Genomic DNA, 13,149 nt, shown 5'->3' with positions numbered 1-13,149 from the left:
GCATGTTGGAGCACGAACTTAAGTAAACAGAGTAAAGGTGTCTGAACCTCAACAAGTTGATTCGGACTCCCGTTTTATGTTGTTAAATAAATCTGAATGATAGCCCGTTTTACAAAAATCATCCTTCCAATGAAGGATGATTTTTATATAAATGAATACCTTGCATTATTAGGTAATATATTATATAAATATGTAAGGGGGTGTAAAATTTGGAAATTAATAAAGAGGTCTTAAAAGGGCATATCGACACGTTGATCCTTTCACTTCTGAATAGCCGGGATATGTATGGCTATGAGCTGGCGAAAACGGTCCGTGAAAAAAGCGGAGATCAATTCGAATTAAAAGAAGGTACGCTCTATTTATCATTGAAAAGGTTAGAAAAGAACCAGTGGATCTCTTCTTACTGGGGTGATGAACAGGGACCTGGGGGAAGAAGAAAGTATTACACTCTTACCCCAATTGGCCAAGATGGTTTTGAAGAAAAGCGCAGGGAGTGGCAATTCGTAAAGAAAATCATTGATACCTTTATTGAAGGGGGAGAGAACCTTGAGACAGATTGATGCATATGTAGATTCTGTTTATGAAAATATCGGGGGTAATCGAAAAGAAATTCAGGAATTGAAAGCTGAGATGAAAAGTCACTTGATGGAGGCCGTTCACGAACTTAAAGCTGAAGGAATGCGTGAGCAAGAAGCCATTGATACGGCCATTGAGCGCTTTGGCGGCGAACAGGAGATGCGTTCGATTGTAGGGCAACTATTCAAAGCTCAGAAATCATTTGCTAAATGGGTGCTTTATCTTGCACTGGCTGTCCTTCTTTTTACCGTTTCTGGATTCGGGTATATATGGTCACTGGAAGAAGAAAACGCGAATGGAAATTCTGAAGTAGCTACACAAATTTCAACTATTTTAAAAGATAAAACAAACGTTTCTGATGACATGAAAATCAAAATAAATAGCTTAATAGAAAGTACGGATCAAATCGCAAATGTTGAGATATACGATGTAAGCAGTGTTGAGAATACCAATATGGTATTTGATTATGTAAGGGATGCAAAGCCGGAATACCGTTTCGAACAAAAGGTGTGGAATCCAAAATGGCTTCAAGCTGATTTCTTCCCATACGGAAACGGGGATGGGAAACAGTGGTACGTTGAAATGGATACAAGACATATAGGTGATTGGTTGTCGATCATTTTGTTCTCAGGAATGGCGATTTATATCACGTTGTTTACGATTTGGGCAACGATTAATGCTTATCATCATAGACGATTAAACATTGGGTGGATCGTTGTGTTTGCTTTGTTTAATGTTTTGGGGTATCTGGTTTATTATATGCTGTGGAAAAATAGAAACCGGAAATTAAGGGTAAGTGAAGCATAAATATATCTCAGACTGTTAAAGTGGGATATAATTAGAGTTTCAAACATCAACAGAGGTACTTAGATTCAAAGTCTAGGTGCTTTTTTTTATGAATTATTAATAACATTTATTTACATAAATGTATGAAATAGATAAACTAATCTTTATAGATATGTAGAAGTATTTGAGGTGAGAAAATGACAGGTTGGCGTTATAAACGATTTATTCTTATTCTAATTCTTTGCTTATTCCCTCTGTTGAATGGATGTCGTGTCATTGTTTTTGATGAAAGTAAAGATGAACAAAAAGTTGAGAAGGTTGTACAAAGGCCAAGTGGAAATTGGAAGTTGGACGCAAAGGTGCAGTTATTCAAGAAATCTCTCCTCATACGGGGGGAGACCACTTTCCCGAAAGGATCAATCGTAGATGTTCACTTAAAACCATATCCAGATGATGCAACGTCCCTTCAAATCATCCGAACCGCTGTCGAACCGTTGGATACTGTCGCATCTTCAGGCACAGTCATAGTGAAGAAGGATGGAACGATGGAGTCGATTACCATTCCGAGACCCAGTGAAAACAAGCGATATAGGCTGGAAATCGTTCTTGATCCGAGAAAACAAAAAGAGGACGTAAAAAAAATCTTAGGTTCACTTGGTGAAAACCTGTCTAATAGTAGCGGTAGTGTTACTCTCACCGACGAATCAGAAAATGTCACCACCATAAAAAAATATGCCAACATCATGAAGAGAGAAGAACCCGATGGATTTATGGCAAAACTTAATCTTGTCGCCTTCGATTACTTGGACGAACAATAAGAGGGACGGACCTTGCATTTCAAGGTCCGTCCCTCTTCTTTTACAACGGTGGAAGGTCAAATTTTCCTTCTTCGAATAGTTGTTTGAGCATGTGTTTGGTGTAGCCGGCGGCTTGGGAGAACTGGATTTTGGCCGGCATCGGTGCTTCGTCGGCGTCGACTACGACGTCGATGATGCATGGTTTCTTTTGTTGGATTGCCTTTTGGAGTGAAGGCAGGATGTCCTCGGGGCGTTCTACCCGGTATCCGACTCCACCGCAGGCTTCGGCGTATTTGGCGAAGTCCGGGTTCTGCAGGTTCGTGCCGAATTCGATATTCCCCATCACTTCCTGCTCGAACTTGATCATGGCGATTTTATGATTGTTTAGGATCACGACGATGATGGGTAAGTCATATTTGACTGCTGTGACAAAGTCCGCCATGGTCATGGCGAATCCTCCGTCCCCGCATATCGCGAACACCTGACGATCCGGATAGGCGATTTGACCGGCAATGGCACCAGGCAGACCGCAGCCGAGGGTGGCGAGCCAGCTAGAAATAACGAAAGACTGATTGGTAATCGGAAAATGCCTGGCCATCCACACCGTTACGTTTCCGACGTCCACGGACAGGATGGCGTCGTCGGACGCGACTTCCTTAAGGGCATGAATCAGTCGCTGCGGTTTGAGAGGGACCGATCCATCCTCTTCTTGTGATTCTAAGTTATCCCACCATTTGACCGTACGCTCCTGATTTTTCTCAAGGAATGTTCGATCTTCTTTCCTTGAAATATATTCGGTCAGCCACTTAAGGGACGTGCCGGCATCTCCGGCAAGACCGACATCGACAGGGTAGCGCTTCCCGATTTGGGTAGGGTCGATATCAATATGAATCGTCTTTGCATTGTCAGGCAGAAATCCTGTGAAAGGAAACGAAGTCCCGATCATCATGAGCATATCGGCTTCCTGCATCGCTTCATAGGAAGGCTTTGTCCCGATCAGGCCGAGCCCCCCTAAACAATACGGATGTTTATCAGGGATGACCCCTTTACCAGGGAGGGTCAACACAATAGGTGCTCCTACCTTTTCAGCAAAAGACAGGAGCGTTTCCCGATGTCCATGAACGCCTTTTCCGGCAAGGATGATCGGTCGTTCCGCACCCTCGATAATTTCTTTTGCTTTTTGTAGATCTTCAGGAAGAGGTGCAATGCTTTGCTTCACTGAAAAATGGGATGTGACACGAGCCTCTTTACCGACTTCAAAGCGGGGTATATCATCCGGGATGGTCAGGACGGATACCCCTTTTTTCGCATAGGCGGTCCGGATTGCCTGATTGACCACGGCAGGGAGCTGGTCGGCGGACATGATGCGCTGATTATACACGGCCACATCGTCGAACATCCGCTCAAGATTCACTTCTTGGAAGGAGTCCGTCCCTAAAAGGTCCGTCTCCACTTGACCAGTGATGGCCAATACAGGGGCTTTATCAAGCTTTGCATCATATAAGCCGTTCAGGAGATGGATCGCCCCTGGACCTGCAATCGCTGTACACACACCCAGTTTTCCCGTCAATTTCGCATACGCGGCAGCAGCCAATGCCCCTGCCTCCTCATGCCTGACTTGAATGAACTTGATTTTGTCCTGCTTTTTTCTCAGTGGCTCAATAATCGAATTAATGGAGTCACCCGGCATACCGTATATATGATCAACTCCCCATTCAATCAATAGATCAATCAATTTTTCACCAGCGTTTTGTTTGAACATTACAACGTCTCCTCTCGAAATTGGTTATTCCTATTTTGGTACAATACTTCCTAAATTACTCAATATTTCTATTCCGAGATGCACATACTGAAAAAAACGACCTGGAGTGATGAAAATGAAGAAGCTTGTGTTCCTTCGACACGGTGAGAGCCTCTATAATCTTGAAAACCGGTTTACCGGCTGGACGGATGTGGATCTAACCGATGACGGCTATACCGAAGCAAGAAAAGCAGGGGCGGTCCTGAAGAAACACGGGTTCATATTCGATGTTGCCCATACATCGGTCTTGAAACGCGCCATCCGGACCTTATGGATCGCTCTGCACGAAATGGACATGGTCTGGATCCCTGTGTATAAATCGTGGAGATTAAATGAGCGGCACTACGGGGGTCTGCAGGGACTGGATAAAAATGAAGTGACGGAGCAATTCGGGGAAGAGCAGGTCCATGAATGGAGACGCTCCGCCGATGTCCGTCCACCGGCGATTTCAGAAGAGGGACATCGAGGGAACCTGTCCGATCCGAAGTACGCCACCGTTGGCAAGGAGAATATGCCATTATCTGAAAGTCTCCTAGATACAGAAAAGAGGGCTCTCGTCTATTGGCATGAGGTGATTGTCCCGAGCATCCGGGACAATAAACGTGTCATCATCTCGGCACATGGAAACACACTCAGGGCCCTCGTGAAATTCCTTGACCATATCCCGGATGACGGGGTTGTCAGTCTCAACATACCGAATGGCATCCCCCTCGTATATGAATTGGATGACGACTTGAAGCCCATCAGGCATTATTATTTGGATGATGAGGGAGAGGTTCCTCATGATCGAATTCCGCGGCATATGGATTTGGAGGATAGGGAGAATTGGGATTGGATGGGGTGAGGGGAATGAGAAACGGGCAGTGGCTTGGTTGGACTATCCTTTGAAGGATAATCCACATTATAAAACTTCTCTTCCAACAAAAATTTTATCTTCTATTTGCCCCATAGACTCTCAAAGGGCTATTTTTTGTACGCTTGCACTAACTGGATCTATTTGCTGATCTTCAGTTATTGCCTATATGTATTCAACTAAGACTTTTATTGGATTAATTTTTCCTTTACTCAGATCTTCAAAGCATTCGATTAGTTTTTGTTTTCCAATCTTATATTCAAAAATTCTATTTAAATGAGAACCTGTCTGTTTTATATTCTCAAAATACCATTCTGAATGCTTTTTATAATCCCAACCATCACCTGAACCAACGATCTTTAATTCCTTTTCATAAAATTCCGGTTGTAGTTCAAACTTGTCTTTATTTCCATCTGATAGAATGCAAATCTCTGCATCCTTATGTAGTGATTTTTGAAGTGAATTAAATGCTTCGGCATATGAAGAACATTCAAATCCATAGTCATAAAAGTCAATTGGGCATTCAGAGATATTTCTAAAGACATTACTTACTCCTAACAGTTTAGCAAAGGGTTCTCTTGAGGGATTTGGCTCTAACATGTCTACTTGATGAACATTCATATATTCTTTTAGAAAGTGAACGGTTAAAAGACCCATTGTTCCTGCACCTGTAACTAATACTTTATCTGTTTCTTTGGGATTAATTTTAAAAACACCTTTTGCAGAGTCACAGGACAAGATGGTAAGTAAGGCAATTGAGTAGTGAATATCCTTGGGAACTGGTATTGCCTTTTGCTCTTTAATTATCCCGTAATCTTTATGTCCGAAAAATGATACTACTCTGTCACCTATTTTTAGTGTCTTAACATCACTCCCTACTTCTACAATTTCTCCATAACTTTCATATCCAGTTTCTTTAGGATAATGTGGCGACAATTCAGTTTTGTCACTTTCCATATACTGCGGAAGTTCTGCTCCAATACTAATTGCTCCTGCAATCGTTTTTACTAAAATTTCATCTCTTTCAAGAGGGGGTAATTTTTTTTGAGTCCATTTCAAATTCTTTTTTCTATACAATACAAGTGAATTTTGTTTCATATATAACATCCTTTTAAATTTGCTTTTAAATTCTTCTTTGATAATCTTGCATTGCCACTATTTGAACATTGGTGGCTGCTTTTTCAGCACTCGGAATGTTCCATTAACCTGCTCGTTAATGGAACATCCTCACCATATTGCATGCTCCTTTTTTTACATCTTACAACCGTTCCAACCTCTCCGATTCCAACTTGTCCAGCCAGTTCTGCACGAGAGAATTGAACACATTCTCCTGCTCGATCTGCACATTATGACCACCCATATCAAGCACGGCGAAGGTTGCCCTTGGATAATCCTCAATCAATCGCCACGCATCCTGATACCCGACTACATGGTCTTGCCGTCCTGTCACAATCAATGTTGGATAGTCAAATTTCTGTGAGAGCTCGAAAGTGAAGCCATATCCATTCTCCCGGATCCTGTTTACGAACTCCTCATTTGTTTGAGTGGATGGTATCAGGATGTCATCCCGGAACCTTTCCCATTCCTTTTTTCCTTGAACCACACCCATGGAGGCAAAAGCTTCGGATTCCAGTGAAGTGAGGTTCGATAGTAAATCAGGATCCTTTTTCAAAACGATTTGCTGCGGCAGTTCTCTTTTATCAGTATCAGGTATGACCATAGGTGCCAAGAGCATCAAGCCTCGTACTCTATCATGGCGCTCCTCTACGATTCCCCTCGCCATATATCCCCCATACGAATATCCGCAAACGATAAAGGGTTGATCGGGAATCAGCTCGTCCAGCAATTCAAGAACAGCTTCCAGCATGTCGTCGGAATTCTTGATGGAAGGCTTTGCGTCCGACTTTCCCATTCCAGGCAAATCTATGTAGATCCTTTTCCAGCCGCTTCTGTCCTTGAAATTCGGTTCCATTGCATGCATCATTGCCTGATGATCGAGAGTCCACCCATGGACCATCACGATGGGAAATCCTTCTCCGATAATTTTATGGTAAATAGCCATGCGTAATCCCCTCCTTTTAATCTATTAAAAGTATATGTTATTTTCTGGATTAATCAAAGGATACATCGCTGGACTTGTTGAATGCAGTTAAAGGTAGTTTTTTTGAAAAAATGAAACCATATAAAGATGTTTCATGTTAGCATCAGGATAATTTCTCGTCGGGAATCACTTGCGTGGGAGTCATGCGGCTTTTGGGATGGATCATGCCGGATGGAAAATTAACGAGCGGGATCTGGTTTATTCATGCAGGAACAGGATTTATCATGCGAGTATAAGAGAAATCGTGCCGGGATGTCGACTTTCCTTTTGAAGAAGAAAAAGCAACGATATCCCGGTCATAATCTCACAAATCAGTTGACTCAATCATCCGGGATAAAATACGATCTCCTCAATATCCCGAAGCCACTCTTTAGCTTCAGTCCCATCCGCGTTTCCAATCCACAGATCCCTTTTCCTATCAGTAAGGGATTTTCCCCTTAACCAAGCGAGTTTTTCAAGGGACGGGAGATACTGAGGGGCATAGTCTCCATACCCTTTAGGAGGGCTCGTTATCTTCATTTGTTTTATTGAATCGATATTCAAGGTGTAAAGGGCAGGTAGCGGGTGCTTGCTGAAGTCGTTTGTCCATTCCTGTTCCTTGATCCTCGACACGACCAGTGATTTGTCAGTCATCCAATCAAAATCAAGATCAGCGTAATTGGCAGGTGTATATGTTCCTGAGGCAGGCATTTCTTTTACCTTAAGGTCCTTGTTTTTGAAGCCGAATACGATTCTCCCGCCGCCAGCGATATAGGCTAATGTATCGGTTGAAGGTGACCATTTGGGCTGTCCTACCTGCAAAATCATTTCGTCCAATACCTCGAAATTTGCACCTTCCTTATCAATCACACACACCATATCGCTGTCCATGGACCAGGAAGCGGTGGGAGACACAACAAATGAAATCCACTTGCCACTCGGGGAATAGGTAAGCTGCTCAGCATTGACGGCTATCAACTTGTTTTTATCATTGGTCCCGATTTCCCGGGGAAGTGTAAAGAAAGGCTCCACCCCGCCAAAAAGGACAATATCCTCATAGTTGTCGCCGACTTTTTTAATAAACAAGGTGGCACTTGACCATCCATCGGGGTTTAGGGTTCCAGATGAAGACAAAAGAAATCCACTGTCGTCGGGGAGCCACGTGAAGTCACTGACCCCGGTTGCAATGTTGTAGAATCGGTTGAGATCTGAAATATCTAAAATTCCATTATTTATATAGGCAATATGGTTTTTATGGTGAGCCCATTTTGGAGAGTGCCCGTTATAAGCAATTTTCTTCTTATTACCGGTTTTGAGATTGTAGGCCCATAGCTCGGATTCTCCTTCTGATGATGTCTCTACTTGATAGGCGAGAATGGTGCCGTCGGTCGACCATTTAGGCTTAAAGTGGACATTGCCGGTAGTGGTGATTTGTTTTTCCTTGCCGTGAACGAAGGTCCACAAGTCCCCGTCCCTGATAAAAGCAGCTTTCACTTGGTTTACTGGAACTGCGGATGTGGTTAATGGAAATAGTAGAAAAAGGATGATGGTCAGGAGGATTGCTTTTTTCATTGGGTAAGTCTCCTTTTTTGTTTATGGTCTTACTATTTTCTTGAGTCGGCTACTTTATGTAGAAGAGTCAGTAGAAGAATTGATTTCAGTGCTAATATTATTAAAAGCACCAAAGGCTATCCTTTTAATTTTTTGCAACCATTCTGGTAGGAGCGTCGTCTAAAGGTTGAAAAGGAGTACATGATGATAGGGGATTAGAAGTTGTTTATGGAGCAAAATGAAATGAGCAGAGAAGAGACGGTTGAATGGTTAATGGATGAGTATGGGAAGAAGGTTGTGCGACTTGCTTATACCTATTTAAAACAAGAGCAGCTTGCCGAGGATGTGGCACAGGAAGTGTTTATCAGGTGTTATCAAAAGTTTGATACGTTTCGTCAAGAATCATCCTATCAAACATGGATTTACTCCATAACGGTAAATCTGTGTAAGGATCGGTTGAAAAGTTGGAGCTTTAGGAATCTTGTGTTTAGTGATTTTTTTTCTTCAAAGGGGATTAGTCATCACACCCCAGAGAGCAGTGTACTTCACCTCGAAGCAAAAACAGAATTATCCCAAAGTGTATTGGGTCTTCCCATCAAATATCGTGAAATAATGATTCTGTTTTACTATGAAGAACTTACGTATAAGGAGATTGAAGATTTGTTGGGGGTCAGCAGCCAAACAATCAAGTCCAGATTACATAGAGGAAGAAACATGTTACGGAAGAAGCTTAAAGGAGGGGAGGGAAATGACTGATATGTTGGAAAAATTGAAAGAAGAATTGGATGAACGGGTTCTGAAAGATTTAGATTTCAAGGAGAAAAACAAATTGGTGGTAAGAAACCACTTTAAGAGTAATCGTGAGCCGAGTAGAGTAAAGAAGCACTTTGGAATAGGGTTAATTTTAAGCTTCTGTTTTACAGCCTTATTTTTGGGAGTCGCCGGCTTTTTTATCTTGAATCATTTGGGTATAACACAAGACGAAAGCCTTTCTCAAAAGAATGAAAAAACGAATGAGATTCAAGAACATAAAGAGCCTACTCACCCTCAGCCAAAAGAGAGCGATGAGATAATGACAAAAGAGGAAGTTCTCCATAAGTTATTTAATTCAGTCGATTACTTTGAAACAGCGGCCGGCGAATTCGAAGTATACTATTTAAGCAAATCAACGGTTAAGTATAAGGTGAGAAATAAGGGTGTGGTTGGTGGATACGAGAAGGTAATCGATTATCCAGATCCAAAGAATCCTCGATCGAAAGAGATGGTAAGTAAAACGTATTATAACAAAAATCATGTTTGGCACCTTGATTTAGACTCAATGGAATATGTGAAATTCGGCATAATGCCGGAAAAGAATATACCCATTGTAAAGGCAGATGACATCTTCAAAATGAATCCAGACGGTATTCTTGAATATGATACAATGAACATTTTCAGGGAAACCCCTCCTAACATGTTAGCGGGAATTTCGCTTTATAATTATACATACATCGCCAAATACTTGAGACCTGAAAATGAATGGTCAATCGAAAAGCAAAATGAGAAACTATTGGGACATAATACGCTGGTCATTGCAGGTACGCTGGACGATAGCCTAGTCGATACCATGCAACCAGATGAAAAAGAATTTAGGATATGGGTGGATAAAGATACTGGAATCATGGTAAAAAATGAAATATATAGTGATACCGGGGAACTAGTCAGTTATTTACATCCAAAAAGCTTGGTGATTAATAAAACATTTCATGAAAATGAGTTGGAACCTGATCTTGACGGATTTCACTCTTTTAGGGATGAGAGGGATAGGGAACTCCAAGTCATTGAACATGCTGATACAAAACGAAGTGAAGTAGAAGAAGTAATGTCCATTCAAAGGGAGACTATGCCTTTGTTTTATGAGTTTAACGATCCGAAACTCTCCCCTTTTTCTGCAAGTATTGAAAAATACCGCAAGGATCTTCACGCTTATGTCGTCTACAGTTATGACAAGCCTGTAAATGAAGTTGGATCCGGATCTCGTTTGCTTTACACAAGGATACATCCTAAGGACACATACCTCAGAAAAACAGGCGATTTTGTTAGGCCACTAGGCGAAGAAATCGATTCAATGAAAATGAACGGAATTCAATGGCATATGTTCAAAGTGGATGGCACAGATGAGGTTCACGTAAAAGGAGAGAGCGGTGACTATTTGATTGAAATCGTCACGCAGAAAGTATCCAGAAGTGAATTGAAAAGATTGTTGGGTTCATTTAAGAAAGTAGAATAAATTTACTGGCGCATATCATGAGTTAAGGTATGCGTCTTTTCTTTAGGTTTAGAAACGCTTCCCCTTGAAAAATAAAAAATATTTTCAAAAAAGAAGGAGATGTTCTAAAAAAATAGAATAATCTATAATATTAGAATGAGGGGGAGTAATCATGAAAAACGAATCGTCGATATCCATATCAATGGAGCAACAGAAGTTAATTTCAAATGCTACTCGAATTAAAATCATCCATCTGCTAAAACATGAGGAACTAACTGCGATGGAAGTGGCGAACAGATTAGAAAAATCAGTAGGGAGTGTCCATTACCATATTCAGCTTCTCTATAAAGGAGGGATATTGGAACTTGTGAAAGAGAAGAAGAAAGGAGGCATCCTAGAGAAGTATTACAGGTCAAAAGCGACCAGATTTGTTTTAGAAGAAAAAGACTCTGAGACTTCTTCCTCACTTTCGACAAACTTAACTTTAAATCAAGAAGAAAAGCAACAATTCCTTTTGGAGCTAGAGCAGCTTTTTGTTAGATGGGAAAGTCAACTATCACAAGATGAGAATAGACAGGAATACAAAGTGTCCTGTTCATTTGAAGAGGTAAAGGGTTCATGAAGGAATCATTTAGAGAGTGGAAAGCACCTGGATTACTGTTGAGTGCTGTTGGTATATCATATATTGGGGACTTTATTTATCTGGTAGCGTTAAATTTATTTGTATTTGCTAAAACGGATTCAGTAGCTGCAGTTGCTGGTCTTTGGATCATTGGACCGATAGCTGGAATCATTACAGGATTCTGGTCAGGCAGTATGATAGATCGTCTATACAAAAAACATATTATGATCTTAACGGATGTGATAAGGGGATGTTTAGTAGCCATCATTCCCTTGTTGTCTGAGTTATGGTCAATCTACCTTGTCCTATTTGTTATTAGCTTGTGTAGCTCCTTTTTTAAACCGGCTTCAACTGCTTACACCGTACAACTTGTACCAAAGGAAAAATTGTTACGGTATAATTCGATCAGCTCGATTCTTATAACAGGTTCACTAGTATTGGGTCCAGCCATAGCAGGTGCATTGGTTCAGTTTAGTTCTTACCAGGTTGCGATATGGTGTAACGCCTTTTCTTTCTTGATTTCAGGTTTCTTGATTTTCTTTTTACCAAACCTCCACTTAAAGTCCGATTCTGGTGAAGGCAAAATAAAGTACCTTAATGTCATCATAAATGATTTAAAAATGGTACTAACATTTTTAAAGAAAAACCAACACTTCTTGGTTGTATATGTACTATTTCAATTTATCATGACCTTAGCGATAGCATTGGATTCTCAAGAAGTGATTTTCACTCAGAAGGTAATTGGATTAACAGAAAGTCAGTTCAGTTTACTCATGAGCATCACAGGGCTCGGCTATTTGGCAGGATCCTTACTCATGTCAGTGTTTGCGAAAAAAATGACTATCCCATATTTGATAGGGTTCGGCTCAATCTTGTTCAGTGCAGGATATGTTATCTACTCATTTTCAACTACCTTTCTTGTTGCAAGCTTAGGATTTATCATATTGGGTTTCTTCTCCTCGTTCGCTAATACTGGATTTCAAACGTTTTTCCAACAAAGCATTCCATCCCAACAAATGGGGCGGATTGGGACGACATTGAGTTTATTCCAGAGTTCGTTGTTAATTATAACGATCCTACTGGCTGGATTATTGAGTGAAGTATTTGGTGTGAAATATCTAGTCATTGGTACTACACTCATTATTGCACTTTCTGCCTTTTCCCTTTGTTTGTTAACAACAAGTTCACACTTTAAGCAAAAAAGAAGTATACCTTCAGCTGGTTCTGTCAAAGGAGAGATTTGAATAAGAATGCTGGGATGTTGGAGAAGGGGTTTCTATTTTGTATTTTTAAAAGGAATTATCTAATCTTTGATGAAATACTTAGTAGATATATTAATTTGTAGGAGGAAGACGAAAATGAATCGTACTGATCTACTCTTAAGAATGCTCGATACCACATTCGACCAGGAAAGCTAGTATGCTCCGTTAAAACCTGCAATCGAAGGACTCACGGCAGAACAGGCTTGTTGGAGACCGGATGGAGAATCGACGAAAACCATATGGGAGAATGTGAATCACCTTACTTATTACAAAGAAAGACTGACGGCACAATTGGAAGGCCGTGAATGGACTCAAACTCTCGATGGCAATGATACTTTCTATCTTACGGAACAAATAAATGAGGATAAGGAATGGAAAGCAGTCGTTAAGCGTGTTGAATCGTCCCAACGACACTTAAGGGAAGCGCTTAGTAAAACAACGAGTGAAATGCTTGAAGAAAATTCTTTAGAAGAGAAATTGTTGGACATCATGCTGCACGATGCTTATCATACGGGTCAGATCATTCAATTGAGGAAGATGCAGGGGTCATGGCCGTCGCAGAGGTGAATGGTG

The 13,149-nt window shown here is 41.1% G+C and carries 12 protein-coding genes and 1 pseudogene; 9 read left to right on the top strand and 4 right to left on the bottom strand.

The genetic code is table 11. The annotated features are described in order from the left end of the window. Positions 1–209 precede the first annotated feature (209 nt). From AM506_RS04340 to AM506_RS04330, 3 genes are all read left to right on the top strand, one after another. A complete protein-coding gene (locus AM506_RS04340) occupies positions 210–560 on the top strand; it encodes a PadR family transcriptional regulator (protein WP_060671169.1) in 351 nt (116 codons plus the stop codon). Next, positions 547–1,383: a permease prefix domain 1-containing protein gene (locus AM506_RS04335; RefSeq protein ID WP_060671168.1), complete on the top strand. Its 837-nt coding sequence runs from the start codon at positions 547–549 to the stop codon at positions 1,381–1,383. The genes AM506_RS04340 and AM506_RS04335 overlap by 14 nt, the downstream gene beginning before the upstream one ends. A 176-nt stretch (positions 1,384–1,559) precedes the next feature. Continuing rightward, entirely contained in the window at positions 1,560–2,180 is a 621-nt protein-coding gene (locus AM506_RS04330; RefSeq protein ID WP_060671166.1) for a hypothetical protein, read from the top strand. 40 nt (positions 2,181–2,220) lie between these two features. Here AM506_RS04330 and AM506_RS04325 read toward each other — a convergent pair whose 3' ends face one another. Then, positions 2,221–3,921, bottom strand: coding sequence for a pyruvate oxidase (locus AM506_RS04325; RefSeq protein WP_060671164.1), 1,701 nt, complete (start codon positions 3,919–3,921; stop codon positions 2,221–2,223). A gap of 115 nt (positions 3,922–4,036) precedes the next feature. Between AM506_RS04325 and gpmA the strand changes: the two genes are divergently transcribed. Continuing rightward, on the top strand, positions 4,037–4,804 hold the full coding sequence (gpmA, locus tag AM506_RS04320) for a 2,3-diphosphoglycerate-dependent phosphoglycerate mutase (RefSeq protein ID WP_060671162.1): 768 nt from the start codon (positions 4,037–4,039) through the stop codon (positions 4,802–4,804). A gap of 174 nt (positions 4,805–4,978) precedes the next feature. Here the strand turns inward: gpmA and AM506_RS04315 are convergent, their stop codons facing one another. The 3 genes from AM506_RS04315 to AM506_RS04305 form a co-directional block, all read right to left on the bottom strand. Then, on the bottom strand, positions 4,979–5,911 hold the full coding sequence (locus tag AM506_RS04315; protein WP_060671160.1) for an alcohol dehydrogenase catalytic domain-containing protein: 933 nt from the start codon (positions 5,909–5,911) through the stop codon (positions 4,979–4,981). A 160-nt stretch (positions 5,912–6,071) separates the two neighbouring features. Next, positions 6,072–6,875, bottom strand: a complete 804-nt coding sequence (locus AM506_RS04310) for an alpha/beta fold hydrolase (protein WP_060671158.1) — start codon at positions 6,873–6,875, stop codon at positions 6,072–6,074. A gap of 363 nt (positions 6,876–7,238) precedes the next feature. Next, complete coding sequence (locus AM506_RS04305; RefSeq protein ID WP_060671156.1) at positions 7,239–8,465, bottom strand: PD40 domain-containing protein; 1,227 nt, start codon at positions 8,463–8,465, stop codon at positions 7,239–7,241. A gap of 222 nt (positions 8,466–8,687) precedes the next feature. On the opposite strand from AM506_RS04305, the gene AM506_RS04300 reads away from it, so the two are divergent. The 5 genes and pseudogenes from AM506_RS04300 to AM506_RS04280 all read left to right on the top strand — a co-directional run bounded on the left by AM506_RS04300 (position 8,688) and on the right by AM506_RS04280 (position 13,143). Further along, on the top strand, positions 8,688–9,200 hold the full coding sequence (locus AM506_RS04300; protein WP_235576036.1) for a sigma-70 family RNA polymerase sigma factor: 513 nt from the start codon (positions 8,688–8,690) through the stop codon (positions 9,198–9,200). Next, the gene (locus tag AM506_RS04295) at positions 9,193–10,713 is read left to right on the top strand and encodes a hypothetical protein (protein ID WP_060671154.1); all 1,521 of its coding nucleotides are present in this window, start codon (positions 9,193–9,195) and stop codon (positions 10,711–10,713) included. Before AM506_RS04300 ends, AM506_RS04295 begins: the two co-directional genes overlap by 8 nt. Positions 10,714–10,864: 151 nt before the next feature. Beyond that, positions 10,865–11,314: an ArsR/SmtB family transcription factor gene (locus AM506_RS04290; RefSeq protein ID WP_060671152.1), complete on the top strand. Its 450-nt coding sequence runs from the start codon at positions 10,865–10,867 to the stop codon at positions 11,312–11,314. Then, positions 11,311–12,558 carry an MFS transporter gene (locus AM506_RS04285; RefSeq protein WP_060671150.1) on the top strand — a complete coding sequence of 416 codons (1,248 nt, stop codon included), beginning with the start codon at positions 11,311–11,313 and terminating at the stop codon, positions 12,556–12,558. Before AM506_RS04290 ends, AM506_RS04285 begins: the two co-directional genes overlap by 4 nt. 114 nt (positions 12,559–12,672) lie before the next feature. Beyond that, positions 12,673–13,143: pseudogene (locus tag AM506_RS04280) on the top strand (DinB family protein). Positions 13,144–13,149: the final 6 nt, after the last annotated feature.

Origin of the sequence: Rossellomorea vietnamensis, from assembly GCF_001305855.1 — a bacterium.
Taxonomy (GTDB): domain Bacteria; phylum Bacillota; class Bacilli; order Bacillales; family Bacillaceae_B; genus Rossellomorea; species Rossellomorea vietnamensis_A.
Note: the sequence above shows the minus strand (reverse complement) of the source record. Positions and strands in the feature narration are given on the sequence as shown.